The following is a 19,053-nucleotide window of genomic DNA, read 5'->3' as shown; positions in this document are numbered from 1 at the left end:
GTGGGACGGTTGGCTCACACTGATGCATTACGTCGAGTCCTATGAGTTGCTCAAAGGACTCGACTTGTGACTAAGAGTCAGGCTTCCAGCTTCCAGCTTCCAGCTTCTAGTCTTCGGCTTGCGCCTGCAGTTTTGCCACTATGGGGGCGTTGGCGGCGGGAAAGTCGTAGCGGTGCAGCTCCGGGATGGGCACCCAACGGCTGGGCTGGCCTTCGCGGCCGTGGGCTTCGCCGTCGAAGGCGGTGACCTTGCGGATATCCAGGATCACCTGCTTGTCGCCGTAGTCGTGCTCGATACGCATAAAGGGTTGGCAGCTCGCCACCCGGATGCCCGTCTCCTCTGCCAGCTCCCGGGCCAGGGCCTGGGGCACGCTTTCGCCGGCTTCCACCTTGCCGCCCGGGAACTCCCACTTGAAGGCCTGGTGCTGGCTCTCGCCACGCCGGCAGATAAAGATGTCGCCGGCGGCGTTCTCGATCACGCCCACCGCCACCAGCACGGTGTTCTTCAGGCCGGCCTCAGTACTCATTTTCATCGTCCTGCTCCGGCAGCCAGGCGGGATCGCCGGGAATGCGTTTTTCCTCATCGGCCCATTCGCCGAGATCGATCAACTGGCAGCGCTTGCTGCAGAAGGGGCGGTAGGGGCTTTGCTCGCCCCACTCCACGGGGGTGCCGCAGGTGGGGCAGGGGACTGTGGTGATGGTGCTCATTTGATGTTGGCCAGTTCGAAGTCGGTATTACCGGGGTCGTGATTGCCGACCGGCATAAAGCGGATGGTGAAGCGATACTTGTTGCCGCTGACCACCGGATAGACGGCGAGCTCGGCGGGCAGTCGCAGGCGGATCATCTCGGTGAGCTCGGCGCTGTCCTGGAAGAAACCGCCCACCGCCTGCTGGGTCCGGAACTGACCGGCTTCCCGCCACAGGGTCAGCAGCAGCTCCAGTCCCTGCTGCAGCAGTTGCAGCTGGGCCTGCCAGCCGTCGATATCCTGCTGCTGGCGCACCGCCGGCAGGTGCAGCCAGTAGTGCAGCTGGGGCACGTCGAAGGGGCAGAGGCCGCCGGGAATGGCGAAGCGGCTGCGCACCGCGGTGAGCAGCTTGTCTTCCCGCAGCAGCTGGCCCAGGCGGGCTGCCCGGGGCAGTTGCTGGGCCAGTTGCCCGAGCTGGCCTTCCAGCTGGGCCAGGGCGGCGGCGTCCACCCCCGGCACCTGGGACCAGGCGGCCAGCTTGTTCCGTTGGGCTTCCAGATCCTTGGCCAGATCGGTGCGCACGTCGCAGCGCTCCAGCAGCTCCATGATGTCCAGCAGCGCCTTGAACAGGGCGGTGGCCTGGCCATGGGCCGAGAGCTCCCGGCACAGGTGGATCTGCTGCAAGAGTTCATTCAGGCGCAGGTAGTTGCGGCACTTCTCGTTGAGAGGAAATTCATAAACCAGTGATGACATAAGGCTCCGGCCTGCAGAGTGACGGCGGTAATAACGGCAAGTTTACCCGCATCAGTCGCCAATAAACAAATCGAGCAGCCGATTGAGGAAGCGGCGCCCCAGCGGCGTGACCCGCCAATGTTGTTCGTCTTCGACCAGCAGCTCCAGCCGCATCGCCTCCGACAGCGGAGCAGACAGGCGTTCGGGATCCAGGCCGGTCAGCCGGCAGAATTCGTCCCGGGGAATGGGCTCGAACAGGCGCAGCCGGTTCATGAAGTATTCCAGCGACAGATCCTGCGGCGCTATGGGCCAGTACTGATCCAGATAGGGGCGTCCCGGCTCCAGGTAGCCCTTGGGGTGCTTGACCTTGACGGTGCGCACCAGCTTGCCTTCGAGCGGCAGGGTGATCTTGCCGTGGGCACCGCAGCCGATGCCGAGATAGTCGCCGAAGCGCCAGTAATTGAGGTTGTGCCTGGCCTCATGGCCGGGTCTGGCGTAGGCGGACACCTCGTACTGGCGGTAGCCCCGGGCCAGCAGCAGGGCGTGGCCCTGCTCGTAGATGTCGGCCAGCACCTCGTCTTCCGGCAGGGCCGGCGGGCGCGAGGCGAAGGGGGTGTTGGGCTCTATGGTGAGCTGGTACCAGGACAGGTGCGGCGGCGCCAGCGAAAGCGCCTGCTCCAGATCCTGGAGGGCGTCTTCCAGCCGCTGTTCGGGCAGGCCGTGCATCAGATCCAGGTTGAAGGTATTGAGCCCCACGCTCGCCGCCTCCCGGGCGGCGAAACGGGCCTGCTCCGGGTCGTGGATGCGGCCCAGGCGGGCGAGCTGGTCCGGCTGGAAGCTCTGCACGCCGATGGAGATGCGGTTGACCCCCGCTTCCCGAAAGCCGCGGAAGCGGCCGGCCTCCACCGTGCCCGGATTGGCTTCCAGGGTGATTTCAATATCGGCTTCGAAGGGAACCAGCCGCTCCACGCCGGCCAGCAGCCGGGCGATGGCCTCGGGGCTGAGCAGGCTGGGGGTGCCGCCGCCGATAAAGATGCTGTGCAGCCGTCGCCCCTGCACCAGATGCAGGTCCTGGCGCAGATCGTCGAGCAGGGCGTCCACATAGGCCTGTTCGGGGATGGCGTCCTTCAGGGCGTGGGAGTTGAAGTCGCAGTAGGGACACTTCTGCACGCACCAGGGAATGTGCACATAGAGGCTGAGCGGCGGCAGTTGCAGCATCAGGCTTCCTCTTGCAGCAGCGCCTGCAGCTGGCGCAGGGCCTTGCCCCTGTGGCTGAGACGGTTCTTTTCCGCCGGGCTCAGCTCGGCGGCGGTCTTGCCGGCCGCGGGCACCAGGAACACGGGGTCGTAGCCGAAGCCGTGCTCTCCCTGGCGGTGCTCGGTGATGGCACCCTGCCAACTGCCGGTGCAGATCAGCGGGGTGGGATCCTCGGCGTGGCGCAGATACACCAGTACGCACCAGAAGGTAGCCAACCGCAGGCCGGCGGGCAGTCCTTCCAGATCGGCCAGCAGCTGCGCCACATTTTGTTCGTCGGAGGCTCCGGGGCCGGCGAAGCGGGCGGAATAGACCCCGGGGCGGCCGTCGAGGGCGTCCACCGTCAGGCCGGAGTCGTCGGCGATGGCGGGCAGGCCGGTTGCGCGTGCCGCGTGGCGGGCCTTGATGATGGCGTTTTCCACAAAGGTGGTGCCGGTTTCGTCGGCGTCCGTCACGCCGAATTCACTCTGGGGCACCACCCTCATGCCCAGCTCGCCGAGCAGGCTTTGCAGTTCGGCAACTTTCTTGGCGTTGCCGGAGGCCAGGACAATCTGTTTGCTCACCTTGTGTTCCTGTCGGGATACCGTTGGCGGCCATGATAACACGGAGGCGGGATGTCGATCCCGTGGTGAGGCCTGCGCCGCAGGCCCCCGGGAGCATTAATCGGTGTAAAAAGTGTGGCGGAAGGAGAATTGGCCGCCTTGCCGCTGGCCCTGGATATCGATGGTGAACAGCACGTTGTCTTCATTGCGGTAGGGATATTCGGCGATGTAGTAGATAGCGTCGCCATCGCGCACCGACTGGAAGTTCAGCCGGCGCACGGTGCCGAGCAGGGTCTTGCCCTCGCCGCTGAGGCTGACCTCCTGGGTCCGGCCTTCGGCGTCGGTCACCGCTATGTTGATCAGGCCGTTGAAGCGGCTGCGTTCTATGTTGTAGTTGCGCGCCACCTCCGGGGTGAGGAAGGTGGAGGCGAAGGCGCTGTAATGCACCGTCCAGTTGCCGACCCGGGTTTCCGCCCCATTGGCGAGGGAGGTGAACAGCAGGGTCAGGGCGGAGAGAATAACTTTGAGCATGACAAATCCTTACATGGCTGGGAGCGTTATTGTTAGTTTAGGTCGCCTTGGCCAGGAGTTCCGCCAGGGCGGGCGGGATTTGGCGAGGGGATGCGATCACCAGCTGCTTATGGCGGCTGCTCTCCCCGCTCAGCAGCCGCACCTGGGACTTGGCCACCCGGCACTGCTTGGCCAGCCATTTGAGCAGATGGGCGTTGGCCTGGCCATCCACCGGCGGGGCGGTGATGGCCAGCCGGAGCTCCTCGCCGTGCAGGCCGAGGAACTGATCCCGGCTGGCCTTGGGTTGCAGGTACAGGCTGAGGTAGAGTCTGTCCTGCTCCAGCCGGACCGGTTGGGTCACAGTTGCCACCAAAGGGGGCCAATCAAATCACCCATCAGCCAGTTGAGGGCCTGCAGGGCGATAAAGGCCACCAGGATCGACAGGTCCAGGCCACCCATGGGCGGAATGATACGACGCAGGGGAGCCAGCAGCGGCTCGGTCAACTGGTGCAGCACATATTCTATCTGGCTGCGGCCCTGGCTGACCCAGCTCATCAGGGCGCGGATGATCAGGATCCAGAACAGCATGACCCCGGCCTTCTTCAATACTGTGATCAGGCCGACCAGCACCACCGTGCTCCAGTCCGCATAAAGCAGGTTCATGGCCTTGAACAACAGCAGCTTGCTGGTAGCCACCAGCACCGCCAGCACCACGGCGGCGAAGTCGATGCCGAAGAAGCCGGGTACCAGGCGACGCAGCGGGGTCAGGGGGGGATTGGTGGCCTTGACCACGAACTGGCTGAAGGGGTTGTAGAAATCCGCTCGCACCCACTGCAGCCAGATGCGCAGCAGCACCACCATGAGGTAAAGGTCAAAAACGGTATTAATCAGGTAATAGGCTGTGTTCATTATTATTCCTTAGAGCAGGGTTTCCAGTTCCCGGGCGCGGGCGGCGGCGGCGGCCATGGCCTCGGCCACCAGTTGCTCCAGCCCCTGCTCCTGGAAGCGGCGAATGGCTTCGGCGGTGGTACCGCCTTTGGAGGTAACCTGGGCGCGGAGCTCGGCCAGGGGCAGCCGGGGATTGGCCGCCACCATATGGGCGGCGCCCAGGGCGGTCTGCTGCACCAGCAGGCGGGCCTCTTCGGCGGAAAAACCCTGCTTTTCGGCTTCCGCCGCCATGGCTTCCATAAAGAGGAAAAAATAGGCCGGGGCGCTGCCGGCGGCGGCGGTCACCTGGTTGATGCCGTCTTCCTCGGCCACCCAGAGGATCTTGCCCACCGCTTCCATCATCTGGCTGCAGTAGTCCCGATCGGCCTGGCTTACCTGAGCCCTGGCATAGAGGCCGGTCATCCCCAGGCCCAGCAGGGAGGGGGTATTGGGCATGGTGCGGATAATGTTGTGGTGACCGCCGGCCATCTGCCCCAGCCGGGCCACGCTGATGCCGGCGGCAATGGAAACCAGCAGCTTGCCCTTGAAGTCGGCGCCGGCCTGTACCAGCTCCGCCAGCATGGCGGCCATCATCTGCGGTTTCACCGCCAGCACCAGGGTCTGGGCCCAGCCGGCGGCTTCCAGGTTGTCCTGGGTGGTACGGATGCCGAAGTCGGTTTCCAGCGCGTCCAGTTTGGGGCGGGAAGGGTTGGCGGCCAGGATCAGGTCGGCCGGGTAACCCGACTTGATCAGCCCGGCGATCAGGCTGCGAGACATGTTGCCCGCGCCGATAAAGGCGAGTTTTCTGTGTTCCATCAATGATTACTCAAGGGTTGCGAGAGCCAAATATAGCCGTGCCAACCCTTACCAGGGTACTGCCACAGGCCACTGCGAGTTCCAAATCGTTGCTCATCCCCATCGACAGGGTGTCCAGCTGGGGGTATTTTTCCGCCATTCTATCAAAGAGTTGCTTCAACTCTAACAATTGTGCCCCGAGCTTTTCCCGATCTCCGGTATCTTCGGGTATGGTCATCAGGCCACGCAGGCACAGGCCCGGCAAGGCACTGACCTGCTCTGCCAGGGATTCCACCTGCTCCGGGGCCAGGCCGGACTTGTTGGCCTCTCCGCTTACGTTGACCTGCAGGCAGATGTTGAGGGGGGGCATATGCACCGGGCGCTGATCGCTGAGACGCTGGGCTATCTTGAGCCGGTCCACCGTCTGCACCCAGTCGAACTGCTCGGCTACCAGCCGGCTCTTGTTGGACTGCAGCGGGCCGATCAGGTGCCAGCAGATAGCCGGGCAGGCGGTTTTCAGCGCCCTTATCTTGTCGACGGCTTCCTGTACGTAGTTTTCGCCGAACTGGCGCTGGCCGGCGGCATAGGCGGCCTGCACATCGGCGGCGGGCCTGGTCTTGCTGACGGCCAGCAGCCGGATCTCCGTTGCATTGCGGTCACATTGGCGGGCGGCGTCGGCAATTCTGTCGTGAACGCGTTGCAGCTGCTGTACGATAGTATTCATATAAATAAGTAACCAGAAGCGACAGGGATATATTATGGATATTACGGAACTTTTGGCGTTTAGTGTAAAGCATAATGCATCGGATCTGCACCTGTCGGCAGGGGTGCCGCCCTTGATCCGGGTGGACGGCGAGGTGCGCAAGATCAATTTGCCGGTGCTGGAACACCGGGAAGTCCATCGCCTGGTATACGACATCATGAACGATCGCCAGCGCAAGGAGCTGGAGGAAAACTTCGAGGTCGACTTTTCCTTCGAGCTGCCGGGCCTGGCCCGCTTCCGGGTGAATGCCTACCACCAGTCCCGCGGCGCGGCGGCGGCATTCCGGGTGATCCCGAGCGAGGTCTGGAGCCTGGAACAGTTGGGTGCCCCCGAGATCTTCCGCCGCATTGCCGAATATCCGCGCGGCCTGGTGCTGGTGACAGGGCCGACCGGCTCGGGTAAATCCACCACCCTGGCGGCGATGATCGATCATATCAACGAGAGCTTCAACAAGCATATCCTCACCATCGAGGATCCCATCGAATTCGTGCACGGCAACAAAAAGTGCCTGGTCAATCAGCGGGAAGTGCACCGGGATACCCATTCCTTCGGCAACGCGCTGCGTTCGGCGCTGCGGGAAGATCCCGATATTATCCTGGTGGGCGAACTGCGGGACCTGGAAACCATTCGCCTGGCGCTGACCGCCGCCGAAACCGGCCACCTGGTGTTCGGCACCCTGCATACTTCCTCGGCGGCCAAGACCATAGATCGTATCATCGATGTTTTCCCCGGTACCGAGAAGGACATGGTGCGTTCCATGCTGTCCGAGTCGCTGCGGGCGGTGATCTCCCAGACCCTGCTCAAAAAGGTGAGTGGTGGCCGCATCGCCGCCCACGAGATCATGCTGGGTACCCCGGCCATCCGCAACCTGATCCGCGAAGACAAGGTGGCGCAGATGTATTCGGTGATCCAGACCGGCATGGCCCACGGCATGCAGACCATGGATCAGTGCCTCAAGCTGTTGGTCGGCAGCGGCAGGGTGGCGCCGGTGGACGCCCGGGCCAAGGCGGCAGATCCGCAAAGCATCTGACCGCCGGCGCGGGCCCGAGCCCATCGATACCAGGTCAGTAAACGAACAACCGGAGGTGGTAATGGAGTTGACTCCTTTCCTGAATGCCATGCGGGCACAGCAGGCATCGGACATGTATATCTCGGTGGGTATTCCTCCCACCATCAAGGTGCAGGGCAAGCTGCTGCCGCTCGGTTCGGAGCCGCTCACCGCGGCCCAGTCTCTGGCTTTGGTTGAGTCCTGCATGAACGACGACTGGCGTGCCCGGTTTCATCAACACAAGGAGGCCAACTTCGCCATTACCGACGAACAGGCCGGCCGTTTCCGGGTCAGTGCCTTCTGGCAACAGGAAAAGGCGGGCATGGTGATACGGCGTATCGAAAGCCATATTCCCACCTTTGAAGAGCTCTACCTGCCCGACACCTTGCGTGAAGTGGCCATGACCAAGCGCGGCCTGGTGCTGTTCGTGGGCGGCACCGGTACCGGCAAGTCCACCACCCAGGCGGCGATGATAGGCCACCGCAATCGCCATGCGGGTGGCCATATCCTCACCATCGAGGATCCGGTGGAATACCTTCACCAGCATGGCCAGTCCATCGTGACCCAGCGGGAGGTGGGTATCGACACCGAGTCGTTCGATGCCGCCCTGAAAAGCTCCCTGCGCCAGGCGCCGGATGTGATCCTCATCGGTGAGATCCGCTCGGAAGAGACCATGGGCTTCGCCCTGTCCTTTGCCGAAACCGGCCATCTGTGCATGGCCACCCTGCATGCCAACAACGCCAACCAGGCGCTGGACCGGATTATGCATCTGGTGCCGGAAAGCAAACACCGTCAGTTGCTGTTCGATCTGTCGTTCAACCTGAAGGCGGTCGTGGCCCAGCAGCTGATCCCCACCCGCGATGGCATGCAGCGGCGGGGGGCTTTCGAGATCCTGCTCAATACCCCGCTGGTGGCGGATCTGATCCGCAAGGGCGAGATGCACCGCTTGAAAGAGATCATGGCCAAATCCCGCGAACTGGGTATGCAGACCTTCGATCAGGCGTTGTTTGACCTCTACACCCAGCAGCATATAGGCTACTCCGAAGCCCTGGCCTATGCCGACTCGCCCAACGATCTGCGGCTGATGATCAAGCTGCACGGCGGCGGTGGACTGGATGCCGGCCTGCTCGATAACGTGACGATAGAATCTTAGAGGACTCTCATGCTGATAGTGGTTTCCCCCGCCAAAACCCTGGATTACGACACCCCGCCGGTGATTGCCGACTACAGCCTGCCCGAACTGCTGGATCACTCCGCCGGGTTGATCGAGCGGGCCCGGCAACTGACGCCGGCGGAGATCGGCAAGCTGATGAGCATCAGTGACAAGCTGGCCGGGCTCAACGCCGCCCGCTTTGCCGGTTGGCAGCCGAACTTTACCCCTGCCAACGCCAAGCAGGCGATACTGGCATTCAAGGGCGACGTCTATACCGGGCTGGAGGCCGAGACCTTGAGTGCGGATGATTTTGCCTTTGCCCAGCGTCACCTGCGCATGCTGTCCGGCCTGTACGGGGTGCTGCGGCCGCTGGATCTGATGCAGCCCTACCGGCTGGAAATGGGCACTAAACTGCACAACGAACGGGGCGCGGATCTGTACCGGTTCTGGGGTGACATCATCACCGACAAGCTCAACCAGGCCATGGCGGAGCAGGGTGACAACGTGCTGATCAACCTGGCCTCTAATGAGTATTTCAAGGCGGTCAAACCGAAAAAGCTGGACGGGCAGGTAGTCACCCCGGTGTTCAAGGACGGCAAAAACGGCCAGTACAAGGTGATCAGCTTCTACGCCAAGAAGGCGAGGGGCATGATGGCCCGTTACATCATCGAGCACCGGCTGAGCGAGGTGAGCCAGCTCACCGCCTTCGACAGCGCCGGTTATTACTTCGCGGAAGCCGAGTCCTCGGCCACCGAGCTGGTGTTCAAGCGGGAAGAGCAATAAAAAATAAAAAAAGGCCGGAACCTTTTGTTCCGGCCACTTTCTTATTAGGTGTGTCTACTGAATTTTTGATTTCTCTTCTCTTCATTTCTGTCATTTTCAACCGGCCCAAGAGGCCGGTTTTTTTATCCACTTGCAGGCCGTGTAGCAGCCGTTTGGCGCCGATCCGGGCGGGTTCGGCGATCCTGGCCTGCCGGTGGCTGGCGTATCAGGTCCCGCCTATCCAGGATCTGCCGGCGTTGCCGCCGGCGCCGCTCGCGGCCGATAAAGGGATTGCTCATGGCCATGCCTCCTTAGTTTCTGATCAGCATAGCCAAGCCGGAATTATTGCTCGGCTTTTTTCTCCTGGGCCCACTTGGGTTTGCCCTTGGCTTTTTGATCGCGCTGCCTGATCTTTTTCTTCGGCTGCTCGGTTTTCTTGCTGTTGCCATCGGTCACTTTTTTCTTGCGTGTCGTGACGCTGGCTTCCTTGTGCTTGGGGCGCAGTTCGTCGATGACCCGGCGTTTGAGTTTCTGCTCGGTGTAGCGTTCCACCTTGGCCACCACCGGCATGTCGTGGGCTTCCACCAGGCTGATGGCGGTGCCCTTGCGGCCGGCCCGGCCGGTGCGGCCGATACGGTGTACGTAGACGTCGGCGGTGCGTGGCATATCAAAGTTGATCACATGGCTGACCTCGGGCAGGTCGATGCCGCGTGCCGCCACGTCGGTGGCCACCAGGATATTGACCTTGCCGTTGCGGAAGCGGCGCAGCGCCTCGAAGCGTTTTTCCTGATCCATCTCGCCGCGCAGCCAGGCGTTGTCCAGCCCTTCCTGCTGCAGCCGGCTGGCCAGCTCCATCAGCCGATCGCGGGTTTTCACGAAGACGATGCTGCGGGTGACGTCCGGCTGGCGCAGCAGATGAACGAGCAAGGCGAACTTGTGTTCGGGATTGTCCGCCAGGTGCAGCCATTGAGTGATTTTCTTGCGCTCGCTGCGCGGGGGCTCGGCGGTGACTTCCACCGGCTCTTTCAGGATGTCGGCGGCAAATTTGGTCAGGCCGTGGCCTTCCAGGGTGGCGGAAAACAGCATGGTCTGGCGGCGCCAGCGGGCCTCGGCGGCGATACGATCCACATCCCCGATAAAACCCATGTCGAGCATGCGATCCGCCTCGTCCAGGATCAGCATTTCGATATCCCGGCTGTCGAAGGATTCTTCTTCTATATACTGCAGCAGCCGGCCCGGGGTGGCCACCACTATGTCGGTGGTCTTGGTGAGGGCGGGCAGGTGTTTTTCACTGTTCACCCCGCCGGTGATCACTTCCACCCTCAGCCCGGTTTCCTTGAGCATGGCTTTGGCGTCGTCGGCGATTTGTTTGGCCAGCTCGCGGGTGGGGGTCAGGATCAGGATCCGGGCCGGGCCGGCCTGGCGCCGGGGAAAGTCCAGCAGGTGCTGACAGACCGGCAGTAGGAAGGCGGCGGTCTTGCCGGTGCCGGTGGGAGCCGAGGCCATGATGTCCCGGCCGCTCATGGCTTCGGGAATGACCTGGCTCTGAATGGTGGTGGGCCTGGCATAGCCCATGCGTGCCAGGGCGCGTACCAGAATGGGGTCCAGTTCCAGTTGCTCGAAGGTCATACTGCTCATGATCGATCTCGTCAGCCTAAAAGGCGGGTATTATAGGCGAATTCGGATAAAAAAGCCTGACAGGATCACCATGAGCGGCCGCGGTTTTACCTTTAAGCAATTTCATATCAATCACGACAGGTGCGCCATGAAAGTGGGCACCGACGGCATACTGCTCGGGGCCTGGGCGCCGCTGGGGTCGGCCCGCCGTATCCTGGATATCGGTACCGGCTCGGGCCTGGTGGCGCTGATGCTGGCCCAGCGCAGCGAACCCGGGGTCCGGATCTCCGGGCTGGAGCTGGACCGGGCCGCTGCCGGCCAGGCCGCCGAAAACGTGGCCGCTTCGCCCTGGCCGGATAAGGTCAGCATTATTGGCGGCGCCCTGCAGGCGTTCGAGGCCGCGCCGTTCGACCTGATTGTGTCCAACCCGCCCTACTTTGGGCACGGCCAGTCGTTCGACTGCCAGGCCCGGGCCAGCGCTCGCCATACCGGCAGCCTGAGCCTGGCGGAGTTGTTTGCTCATGGTAAACGTTTGCTCGCTGCCGCTGGCAGATTATCCGTGGTTTTGCCGCTGCAGTCGCTGGAAGAGGCCGTATGGCAGGCTGAGTCAAACGGCTTTTATTTAACCGAAAAGCGGGATGTCATCACCAGGGAAGGAAAAAGTCCTGGTCGTTTTTTATTACAATTATGCAGCATTAAACACTGCTTGTTGCTGGGTGAAATTGTCATTAATACTAAAAATAATGACTATGGCGACATATATAAGGAAATGGTCTCGCCCTTCTATTTGAAGATGTAAATTTCGCCTTGAATCTGATTTCCACATCATTATGCTACTGGCCAGCTCGATGCCTGCCAGTTTTTAGTATTTTCCAACTGATGACTGGCAGCGTGTCGTATTGTTATTTCGCTTGGCTTCCAAATGAAGCTGGGCACTGTGCGGACAACCGCAATGAGGCTTGCTGTGAACAGATCCTTATCCACTTTTGATATCATGGGCTTAGGGTTTATGACCTTCGCCTTCTTCCTGGGCGCCGGTAATATCATTTTTCCGCCCCTGGCCGGCTACCTGGCCGGTGAAAACCTGACCAGTGCCATGTTCGGCTTCCTGATCACCGCCGTGGGCCTGCCCCTGGCGGGCCTGGTCGCCGCCGCCCTGGCCGGCGGCGGCCTGCCCACCATGGGTCGTTACCTGCCCCCCCTGGTGGTGACGGTCATGGCGTGCGCCATTTTCATCATCATAGGCCCGGCCTTCGCCGCCCCCCGTACCGGCCTGGTGGCCTTCGAGATGGGGATAAGGCCCTTCCTCGACAACCCGGGCCAGGCCAGCCTCACCCTGTATACCCTGGTGTTCTTCGGAGTGGCGCTGCTGCTTTCCCTCAGCCAGGGCCGGTTGCTGGAAGCTGTGGGCAAGCTGCTGACTCCGGTGCTGCTGGTGCTGCTGGTGGTGCTGGCCATCGCCGTTTTCGTCAACCCCCAAGGCTCCCAGCCCGAGGTGGCCGAAGCCTATCTGAGCCAGCCCTTCGTGAAAGGCTTTATCGAAGGCTATAACACCATGGATACTTTCGCGTCCCTGCTGTTCGCCATCCTGATCCTGGACGTGCTGCGCAAGAAAGGCGTGACCGACGCCAAGGCCCAGTCCCGCTACCTGACCCTGGCGGCGCTGATCGCCGCCGCCGGCCTGGGTTTCGTCTATGTGTCCCTGTTCATCCTGGGCGGCACCAGCCTGGGCGTGGTGGAGTCCGCCAGCAACGGCGGCGAGATCATCAGCGCCTATGTATTGGCTCTGTTCGGCACCCCCGGCCTGTGGATACTGGCGGGCATCGTCACCCTGGCCTGCCTGACCACGGCGGTGGGCCTGATCTCCTCCTGTGCCGACTATTTCCACAACCTGACCGGCAAGGGCAGCTATCGCCGTTGGGTGGTGCTGATCGCCCTGGCCTGCATGCTGGTGGCCAACGTGGGCCTGAACACCCTGATCAGCCTGTCCATCCCGATCCTGGTGGCCCTGTATCCGGTGGCGATCGCCCTGGTGCTGGCGACCTATCTGCGACCGCTGATGAAGTCGCCGGTATTCGCCTTCCGCCTGATTATCGCCGTTTCCTTTGTATTCGGCCTGCTCGACGGCATGCAGGCGGCCGGCCTGAACATGAGCCTGTTCGGTTTCCTGCCGCTGTTCGGCGTCGGCATGGCCTGGGTGCTGCCCACCGCCGTCGCCGCCCTGGCCGGTCTGGTGATCGGCAAGGCCCGGGAAGAAGCCCTGGCCTGAGCCGGCGAGGGTTAACCCTGGTTCCCAAGGGGCGGCATAGAGCCGCCCCTTTTTCGTTGTTAAGGCCGGGAGAGCAGGAAGAAAAAGCGTCGTTTGATCCAGCTCAAGCATCACGCAGATAAAATTGATAATGGTTATCATTTGGTTTAGTTTGGTGGAGACCTTCTACTCAAACGCGAGGAAACCATGATCAAATCCCTTTCGCTGCCTGCCTTCTCCGCCCTGTCCCTGCTGCTGGCGGCCAACCTTCAGGCCGAGACGCGCCCGGACCATTACCAGGGCGAGCCCGCCGAGACCCTGGAGCAGGCGGTGGCCAACTTCTCCGAGTACAACGCCAAGCTGGCCGAACTGCTGGCAGGGGAGCTGACACCGGCGGCCCTGAACGAGGTGCACCAGCTCACCTACACCCTGGAAAACGCCCTGGCCAAAATCAATGAAGAAACCGCGACTCTGGCACAGACCCTGGAGGAAGTGCATATCGCCTCCGAGAGCAACCAGCCGCAGGTGGTCAAGGACAGGGGCCAGGCCTATCTGGCGGTATCCCGCACCCTGATCCCCTGAGCGGTGGTTTGAGGCGGGACGTGGAATAGATAGAAAGCTGAAAGGAGGGGCTACCCGCGGACGGAGCGCGGGTAACGGCGGCTCACAGGGCCGCTATTTCTTCCAGTATCTGGGCCACCCAGGCCTGGATGCGGGCATCGGTGTGGTCATACTGGTTGGCCTCGTCCAGGGACAGGCCGACAAAGTAGCGGCCGTCGTCGGTGAGCGCCTTGGAGGCTTCGAACTCGTAGCCCTGGTTGGGCCAGTAGCCGACCAGGGTGGCGCCGCGGGCGGCGACCTTGTCGTGCAGCAGGCCGAGCGCATCCTGGAACCATTCGCCGTAGCCCAGCTGATCGCCCATGCCGAACAGCGCCACCACCCGGCCGTCCAGATCCAGCTCGTCCACCTCGTCCCAGTGGGATTCCCAGTCTTCCTGCAGTTCACCGAAATCCCAGGTGGAGATGCCGAAGAGCAGTATGGGGTAGTCTTCGGCGCGCTTGAGCGGCACATCCTTGATATTATGCAGGTCGACCAGCTCGGCGCCGAGCTGGTCGCGGATTTTCTCGGCGGCCATCTCGGTATAGCAGGTGGTGGAGCCGTAAAAGAGACCGATATTCATGGGGTTCCGTTATCTCAACAGACAAGGGCCCTATCATAACAGAAGCCCGCGCACAGGGCAGAGCCCGGAGTAAGCATGAGCCATCCCCTGGTGGAACAATTCGTCGACGCCCTCTGGCTGGAGAAGGGACTGTCCGACAACACCCTGGCCTCCTACCGCAGCGATCTGACCCACTTCGCCGCCTGGCTGGACGGCGAGGGCGGCAGCCTGCTGGCGGTGGACGGCCTGACCCTGCAGCAGTACCTGGCCCACCGGCTGGATCTGGGCTTCAAGGCCAGCAGCACGGCGCGCATGCTGAGCGTGCTGCGCCGCTTTTTCCAGTACCTGCACCGGGAGCAGCTGCGTGCCGACGATCCCAGCGTGCTGATCGCCGGCCCCAAGCTGCCCAAACGGCTGCCCAAGGATCTGAGCGAGCAGCAGGTGTCCCGCCTGCTGCAGGCGCCGGAGGTGGGCGACCCCCTGGAGCTGCGCGACAAGGCCATGCTGGAGCTGCTGTACGCCACCGGCTTGCGGGTGAGCGAGCTGGTGAGCCTGTCGATGGAGAGCGTCAGCCTGCGCCAGGGCCTGGTGCGGGTGACCGGCAAGGGCAACAAGGAGCGGCTGGTGCCCATGGGCGAGGAGGCGCTGTACTGGCTGAGCCGCTACCTGAAGGAGGCGCGGGCGGCGCTGCTGGGCGAGCAGCCGTCGGACGTGGTGTTCCCCTCGCGCCGGGCCCGGCAGATGACCCGCCAGACCTTCTGGCACCGCATCAAGCACTATGCCCTGCGCGCCGGCATCACCATGGAGCTGTCGCCCCACACCCTGCGCCACGCCTTCGCCACCCACCTGCTCAACCACGGCGCCGACCTGCGGGTGGTGCAGCTGCTGCTGGGCCACTCGGACCTGTCCACCACCCAGATCTATACCCATGTGGCCACCCACCGGCTCAACGCCCTGCACGAGCAGCATCATCCGCGAGGATAGAAGCTGGACGCCATAAGCCGGAAGCTGGAAGAGATGGCTTCCCGCTTCAAGCTTATAGCTTCTGGCTTCGCCTTCGGCGGGTCGTTGCAAATTCCCCCCGGCGCGGTTAGTGTGGTCGGCCCGTTTAAAAACAAGTCTTGCCCATGTCCGTCCGTTCCCGATTGCCCATCCGCCGGCGTGAAGTCGCGCCCCATCAGTTGCCCGCCGAGCTTTCCCCGCTGCTGCAGCGGCTCTATGCCAGCCGTGGCCTGGTGCGGCCCGAGCAGCTCAACCTGCAGGCCGGCGCCCTGCTCAAGCCCGGCTTCAAGGGCATGGCCGAGGCGGTGCGGTTGCTGGCCGAGGCCCTGGAGCAGCAGCGCAGCATACTGATAGTGGGCGATTTCGACTGCGACGGCGCCACCAGCTCGGCGCTGATGGTGCACGGCCTGCGCGCCATGGGCGCGCGGCGGGTCAACTACCTGGTGCCCAACCGCTTCGATTACGGCTACGGCCTGAGCCCCCAGGTGGTGGATGAGGCGGCGGCCCTGGGCGCCGAACTGCTGATCACCGTGGACAACGGCATTTCCAGCATCAGTGGGGTGGCGGCGGCTAGGGCGGCGGGCATGCAGGTGATCGTCACCGATCACCACCTGCCCGGCGAGGAAACGCCCGAGGCGGACGCCATCGTCAATCCCAACCAGCACGGTTGCGACTTTCCCTCCAAGAACCTGGCCGGGGTGGGGGTGGCCTTTTACCTGCTGCTGGCGCTGCGTTCGGCCCTGGGCGAGCAGGGCTGGTTTGAGCAACAGGATATCGGTGCGCCCAATATGGCGGACTACCTGGATTTGGTGGCGCTCGGCACCGTGGCGGACGTGGTGGCCCTGGACGGCAACAACCGGGTGCTGGTGCATCAGGGGCTGCAACGGATGCGCGCCGGCCGGGTGCGACCCGGCATTCAGGCATTGATCGACATCTCCGGCCGCAGCCAGGCCCGGCTGGTGGCCACGGATCTGGGCTTCGCCCTGGGGCCCCGGCTCAATGCCGTGGGCCGGCTCGACGACATGTCGATGGGGGTGGCCTGCCTGCTCAGCGACAACCTGGACGAGGCCCGCAAACTGGCGGCGCTGATGGACGAGCTCAACCGGGAGCGCAAGGCCATCGAGGCCAGCATGCAGCAGGAGGCCCTGGCCAGCCTGGCCCGGGTGCGCATCGACGACGGCGAACTGCCCGCCGGCCTGGTGCTGCACCAGGACGACTGGCACCAGGGGGTGGTGGGGCTGGTGGCCTCGCGCATCAAGGAACGCTACTTCCGCCCGGTGATCGCCTTCGCCGAGGCGGGCGAGGACGAGCTCAAGGGCTCGGGCCGCTCCATTCCCGGGGTGCACCTGCGGGATCTGCTGGAGGCCATCAACAGCCGCCATCCGGGGCTGATCACCAAGTTCGGCGGCCACGCCATGGCGGCGGGGCTGTCGTTGACCAAGGCGGCGCTGGCGCCGTTCAAAGCGGCGTTCGAGCAGATGGTGGACGAGTGGGTCAGCCCCGAGCTGCTGGCCGGGGACATCCTGAGCGACGGTGAGCTGGGGGTCCATGAGCTGACCCTGGAGCTGGCCGAGCAGCTGCGCTTCGCCGGCCCCTGGGGCCAGGCCTTTCCCGAGCCCCTGTTCGACGGCGAGTTCCGCATTATCCAGCAGCGGCTGGTGGGGGAGAAGCACCTCAAGTTGGTGCTGAGTCCGGACGAGGGGCGCACCCTGTTCGACGCCATCGCCTTCAACGTGGATCTGGCCATTTGGCCCAACGCCGCCATCCAGCAGGTGGAGCTGGCCTACAAGCTGGATGTGAACGAATGGAAGGGCCGGCGCCAGTTGCAACTGCTGGTGGAGCAGCTGGCCCCGCGGTAGGGCCGGCACCGTTATGTAAGAAAGGGCCCGCTGGGGCCCTTTTGCGTTATTCCGTAAATACCGGTGACGGATTAGAGGGTAAAGGCGCTGACCAGGCCGTTCAGCTCGCCCGCCTGCTTGTGCAGGCTGTTCGACTGCTGCAGGGACTGGCTCGCATCCTCGGCCAGCTCGTCGGCCACGTCCTTGATGGCGGTGGTGTTCTGGGTGATCTCCCCGGTCACCTGGCTCTGCTCTTCCGCCGCCGTGGCGATCTGGCTGGCCATGTCCGAGATCAGTCCCACCGCCGTGGTGATTTCCGCCAGGGCCTGGGCGGCGGCCTCCGCATCTTCCACACTCAGCTCCGCCAGGTTGCGGCTGGTGTCCATCAGCTTCACCGCCTCGTTGGTGGCCTGTTGCAGGGTGCTGATGGTGTCCTGGATTTCCTCGGTGGACGCCTGGGTGCGCTGGGACAGCACCCGCACCTCGTCCGCCACCACCGCGAAGCCGCGGCCCTGCTCGCCGGCGCGGGCCGCCTCGATGGCGGCGTTGAGCGCCAGCAGGTTGGTCTGCTCGGCAATGCCTTGTATGGTGGCCAGCACGCTGGAGATTTCCTTGGCGTGCTGATCCAGGCGCACTATGACCGAGGAGGCCTGCTCCATTTCCCGGGCCAGGGACTGGATGGAATCCCGGGTCTTGTGCACCAGCTGCTTGCCCTGTTCGGTGCTGGCCGAGGACTGCTGGGCGGCGGTGGCGGTGTGCTCGGCGTTGTTGGCGATCTCCTGGGTGGCGGAGGCCATTTCGGTCACCGCCGTGGCCACCATGGCCACTTCCTGCTGCTGGCGGCCGAGCTCGGTTACCGTCTGGTTGGCGCGCACCGAGGCCTGCTCGGCGTTGGCTCCCAGATGTTCGGCCTGGCTGCGGATCTGGCGGATCAGCTCCGCCTGACTGCTCACGAAGCGATTGAAATTGGCGGCCAGCTGGCCCACTTCGTCCTTGCTGCTGAGGCGGATGCGCTGGGTGAGATCGCCCCGGCCGTCGGCAATCTGGGCCAGGGCGCGGGAAACCTTGAGCAGGGGCGCGAGCAGCAGCTGCACCAGCAGGCTGATCAGCACCACGGCGGCGGCGATCACCAGCGCGGCCAGGCCCAGCTGTTGCCACAGCAGGGTGGCGAGCGGGGCTTCCAGGGCGGCTTTGTCCAGTACGAACAGCAGTTGCCAGTCGCTGCCCGCCACCGGCTGGGCATAGACCAGCTTGTGCTCGCCGGCCAGGGTCACCGGGTGCAGGGTCTGCTCCCGTTGCCAGCGCTCCAGGTTGCTGGCGGACAGGTGCGGATCCAGGTTGGCGGCGGTCTGCAGCACCCTGGCCTGATCCCGGTGGGCGATCAGGGTGCCATTTTTATCGAGCATCATGGCGTAGCCCCGGGCCGGCAGGCGGATGGCGTTGATGTCGTCGATCAGGCTGGTAATGGCCACATCGCCGCCGATCACCCCGGCCAGGCGGCCGTTTTGCTGCACCGGCTGGGCCAGGGTGACCACCAGCACCTTGTAGGCGACGTCCAGATAGGGGGCGGTGACGATGCTTCCGTTGTCTCTCTGGGCCTGTTGATACCAGGGGCGGCTGCGCGGGTCGTAACCGGTGCGATCGATGCCGGGGTCGCTGTCGTGCATCACGCCGCTGGCGGTACCGTAAAAGCCGAGCTGGAAATTGCCGGCCTCCTGTATCAGCTGCAGGGAAGAGAGGGGGCTGTCTCCCAGCTGTTTGGCGGCGGCGCTCAGCATGGCCTGGCGGCTGCCCAGCCACTCGGCCACCTTCTCGGCTTCCTTCTGCGCCAGGCCGGATACCAGCGCCTCGCTGCCCCGGTAAAGCTGGGTTTTCATGTCCCGAAAGCCGAGGCCGCTGAGGATCAGGGCGGTGATAACAATGGCGGTGATAAAACTTAACAGAATCTTGTGCTTTAATTTAAGGTTGTTCACTTTTTTTATTCTGGTTGGGGCGATGCCTTATTATATCGACAGCCG

At 63.4% G+C, this 19,053-nt stretch carries 21 protein-coding genes; 8 read left to right on the top strand and 13 right to left on the bottom strand.

The window, feature by feature from the left end:
• Positions 1-106: 106 nt before the first annotated feature.
• From mutT to JKV55_RS06235, 10 genes are all read right to left on the bottom strand, one after another.
• Positions 107-526: an 8-oxo-dGTP diphosphatase MutT gene (gene mutT, locus JKV55_RS06280; RefSeq protein ID WP_202083321.1), complete on the bottom strand. Its 420-nt coding sequence runs from the start codon at positions 524-526 to the stop codon at positions 107-109.
• Positions 516-707, bottom strand: a complete 192-nt coding sequence (gene yacG, locus JKV55_RS06275) for a DNA gyrase inhibitor YacG (RefSeq protein WP_094038556.1) — start codon at positions 705-707, stop codon at positions 516-518. Before yacG ends, mutT begins: the two co-directional genes overlap by 11 nt.
• The gene (gene zapD / locus JKV55_RS06270; RefSeq protein WP_202083308.1) at positions 704-1,438 is read right to left on the bottom strand and encodes a cell division protein ZapD; all 735 of its coding nucleotides are present in this window, start codon (positions 1,436-1,438) and stop codon (positions 704-706) included. Before zapD ends, yacG begins: the two co-directional genes overlap by 4 nt.
• A 51-nt stretch (positions 1,439-1,489) precedes the next feature.
• Complete coding sequence (gene hemW / locus JKV55_RS06265) at positions 1,490-2,635, bottom strand: radical SAM family heme chaperone HemW (protein ID WP_202083306.1); 1,146 nt, start codon at positions 2,633-2,635, stop codon at positions 1,490-1,492.
• Complete coding sequence (gene rdgB / locus JKV55_RS06260; protein WP_202083304.1) at positions 2,635-3,234, bottom strand: RdgB/HAM1 family non-canonical purine NTP pyrophosphatase; 600 nt, start codon at positions 3,232-3,234, stop codon at positions 2,635-2,637. Before rdgB ends, hemW begins: the two co-directional genes overlap by 1 nt.
• Positions 3,235-3,330: 96 nt before the next feature.
• Positions 3,331-3,744 (bottom strand): DUF4426 domain-containing protein, encoded by a 414-nt coding sequence (locus JKV55_RS06255; RefSeq protein ID WP_202083302.1) that lies wholly within the window; start codon positions 3,742-3,744, stop codon positions 3,331-3,333.
• Positions 3,745-3,781: 37 nt separating this feature from the next.
• Positions 3,782-4,093, bottom strand: coding sequence for a DUF167 family protein YggU (gene yggU / locus JKV55_RS06250; protein WP_202083299.1), 312 nt, complete (start codon positions 4,091-4,093; stop codon positions 3,782-3,784).
• Positions 4,081-4,632: a YggT family protein gene (locus JKV55_RS06245; protein WP_202083297.1), complete on the bottom strand. Its 552-nt coding sequence runs from the start codon at positions 4,630-4,632 to the stop codon at positions 4,081-4,083. Before JKV55_RS06245 ends, yggU begins: the two co-directional genes overlap by 13 nt.
• A gap of 9 nt (positions 4,633-4,641) precedes the next feature.
• Positions 4,642-5,466, bottom strand: a complete 825-nt coding sequence (proC, locus tag JKV55_RS06240; RefSeq protein WP_202083295.1) for a pyrroline-5-carboxylate reductase — start codon at positions 5,464-5,466, stop codon at positions 4,642-4,644.
• Positions 5,467-5,476: 10 nt separating this feature from the next.
• Positions 5,477-6,169, bottom strand: coding sequence for a YggS family pyridoxal phosphate-dependent enzyme (locus JKV55_RS06235; protein ID WP_202083292.1), 693 nt, complete (start codon positions 6,167-6,169; stop codon positions 5,477-5,479).
• Between the two features lie 34 nt (positions 6,170-6,203).
• Here JKV55_RS06235 and JKV55_RS06230 point away from each other — a divergent pair, with 34 nt between their 5' ends.
• From JKV55_RS06230 to yaaA, 3 genes are all read left to right on the top strand, one after another.
• Positions 6,204-7,238: a type IV pilus twitching motility protein PilT gene (locus JKV55_RS06230; RefSeq protein ID WP_202083291.1), complete on the top strand. Its 1,035-nt coding sequence runs from the start codon at positions 6,204-6,206 to the stop codon at positions 7,236-7,238.
• Positions 7,239-7,299: 61 nt separating this feature from the next.
• Positions 7,300-8,409 (top strand): PilT/PilU family type 4a pilus ATPase, encoded by a 1,110-nt coding sequence (locus JKV55_RS06225; RefSeq protein ID WP_202083289.1) that lies wholly within the window; start codon positions 7,300-7,302, stop codon positions 8,407-8,409.
• A gap of 9 nt (positions 8,410-8,418) precedes the next feature.
• The gene (gene yaaA / locus JKV55_RS06220; RefSeq protein WP_202083288.1) at positions 8,419-9,192 is read left to right on the top strand and encodes a peroxide stress protein YaaA; all 774 of its coding nucleotides are present in this window, start codon (positions 8,419-8,421) and stop codon (positions 9,190-9,192) included.
• A gap of 321 nt (positions 9,193-9,513) precedes the next feature.
• Here yaaA and srmB read toward each other — a convergent pair whose 3' ends face one another.
• Positions 9,514-10,809, bottom strand: coding sequence for an ATP-dependent RNA helicase SrmB (gene srmB / locus JKV55_RS06215; protein WP_202083286.1), 1,296 nt, complete (start codon positions 10,807-10,809; stop codon positions 9,514-9,516).
• 70 nt (positions 10,810-10,879) lie between these two features.
• Here srmB and JKV55_RS06210 point away from each other — a divergent pair, with 70 nt between their 5' ends.
• The 3 genes from JKV55_RS06210 (at position 10,880) to JKV55_RS06200 (ending at position 13,618) form a co-directional block, all read left to right on the top strand.
• Complete coding sequence (locus tag JKV55_RS06210) at positions 10,880-11,587, top strand: tRNA1(Val) (adenine(37)-N6)-methyltransferase (protein WP_202083319.1); 708 nt, start codon at positions 10,880-10,882, stop codon at positions 11,585-11,587.
• A 165-nt stretch (positions 11,588-11,752) separates the two neighbouring features.
• On the top strand, positions 11,753-13,057 hold the full coding sequence (gene brnQ, locus JKV55_RS06205; RefSeq protein WP_439654901.1) for a branched-chain amino acid transport system II carrier protein: 1,305 nt from the start codon (positions 11,753-11,755) through the stop codon (positions 13,055-13,057).
• A gap of 186 nt (positions 13,058-13,243) precedes the next feature.
• Positions 13,244-13,618, top strand: a complete 375-nt coding sequence (locus JKV55_RS06200; protein WP_202083282.1) for a DUF6746 family protein — start codon at positions 13,244-13,246, stop codon at positions 13,616-13,618.
• An 82-nt stretch (positions 13,619-13,700) separates the two neighbouring features.
• On the opposite strand, the gene fldB is transcribed toward JKV55_RS06200, so the two are convergent.
• Complete coding sequence (gene fldB, locus JKV55_RS06195) at positions 13,701-14,216, bottom strand: flavodoxin FldB (protein ID WP_202083280.1); 516 nt, start codon at positions 14,214-14,216, stop codon at positions 13,701-13,703.
• A 75-nt stretch (positions 14,217-14,291) separates the two neighbouring features.
• On the opposite strand from fldB, the gene xerD reads away from it, so the two are divergent.
• Positions 14,292-15,179 (top strand): site-specific tyrosine recombinase XerD, encoded by an 888-nt coding sequence (gene xerD / locus JKV55_RS06190; RefSeq protein ID WP_202083279.1) that lies wholly within the window; start codon positions 14,292-14,294, stop codon positions 15,177-15,179.
• A gap of 137 nt (positions 15,180-15,316) precedes the next feature.
• On the top strand, positions 15,317-17,056 hold the full coding sequence (recJ, locus tag JKV55_RS06185) for a single-stranded-DNA-specific exonuclease RecJ (protein ID WP_439654900.1): 1,740 nt from the start codon (positions 15,317-15,319) through the stop codon (positions 17,054-17,056).
• A 71-nt stretch (positions 17,057-17,127) separates the two neighbouring features.
• On the opposite strand, the gene JKV55_RS06180 is transcribed toward recJ, so the two are convergent.
• Positions 17,128-19,008, bottom strand: coding sequence for a methyl-accepting chemotaxis protein (locus JKV55_RS06180; protein WP_202083275.1), 1,881 nt, complete (start codon positions 19,006-19,008; stop codon positions 17,128-17,130).
• Positions 19,009-19,053 lie beyond the last annotated feature (45 nt).

This window comes from Zobellella iuensis (genome assembly GCF_016746085.1).
Taxonomy (GTDB): domain Bacteria; phylum Pseudomonadota; class Gammaproteobacteria; order Enterobacterales; family Aeromonadaceae; genus Oceanimonas; species Oceanimonas iuensis.
Note: the sequence above shows the minus strand (reverse complement) of the source record. Positions and strands in the feature narration are given on the sequence as shown.

What these genes read in the sequence shown, in the direction of transcription:
- yacG (WP_094038556.1), bottom strand. Translation starts at nt 707, where the DNA reads ATGAGCACCATCACCACAGTCCCCTGCCCCACCTGCGGCACCCCCGTG.
- JKV55_RS06230 (WP_202083291.1), top strand. Translation starts at nt 6,204, where the DNA reads ATGGATATTACGGAACTTTTGGCGTTTAGTGTAAAGCATAATGCATCG.
- JKV55_RS06225 (WP_202083289.1), top strand. Translation starts at nt 7,300, where the DNA reads ATGGAGTTGACTCCTTTCCTGAATGCCATGCGGGCACAGCAGGCATCG.
- xerD (WP_202083279.1), top strand. Translation starts at nt 14,292, where the DNA reads ATGAGCCATCCCCTGGTGGAACAATTCGTCGACGCCCTCTGGCTGGAG.
- JKV55_RS06235 (WP_202083292.1), bottom strand. Translation starts at nt 6,169, where the DNA reads ATGAATACTATCGTACAGCAGCTGCAACGCGTTCACGACAGAATTGCC.
- srmB (WP_202083286.1), bottom strand. Translation starts at nt 10,809, where the DNA reads ATGAGCAGTATGACCTTCGAGCAACTGGAACTGGACCCCATTCTGGTA.
- JKV55_RS06255 (WP_202083302.1), bottom strand. Translation starts at nt 3,744, where the DNA reads ATGCTCAAAGTTATTCTCTCCGCCCTGACCCTGCTGTTCACCTCCCTC.
- fldB (WP_202083280.1), bottom strand. Translation starts at nt 14,216, where the DNA reads ATGAATATCGGTCTCTTTTACGGCTCCACCACCTGCTATACCGAGATG.
- JKV55_RS06200 (WP_202083282.1), top strand. Translation starts at nt 13,244, where the DNA reads ATGATCAAATCCCTTTCGCTGCCTGCCTTCTCCGCCCTGTCCCTGCTG.
- proC (WP_202083295.1), bottom strand. Translation starts at nt 5,466, where the DNA reads ATGGAACACAGAAAACTCGCCTTTATCGGCGCGGGCAACATGTCTCGC.
- yaaA (WP_202083288.1), top strand. Translation starts at nt 8,419, where the DNA reads ATGCTGATAGTGGTTTCCCCCGCCAAAACCCTGGATTACGACACCCCG.
- hemW (WP_202083306.1), bottom strand. Translation starts at nt 2,635, where the DNA reads ATGCTGCAACTGCCGCCGCTCAGCCTCTATGTGCACATTCCCTGGTGC.
- JKV55_RS06210 (WP_202083319.1), top strand. Translation starts at nt 10,880, where the DNA reads ATGAGCGGCCGCGGTTTTACCTTTAAGCAATTTCATATCAATCACGAC.
- JKV55_RS06245 (WP_202083297.1), bottom strand. Translation starts at nt 4,632, where the DNA reads ATGAACACAGCCTATTACCTGATTAATACCGTTTTTGACCTTTACCTC.
- mutT (WP_202083321.1), bottom strand. Translation starts at nt 526, where the DNA reads ATGAGTACTGAGGCCGGCCTGAAGAACACCGTGCTGGTGGCGGTGGGC.
- zapD (WP_202083308.1), bottom strand. Translation starts at nt 1,438, where the DNA reads ATGTCATCACTGGTTTATGAATTTCCTCTCAACGAGAAGTGCCGCAAC.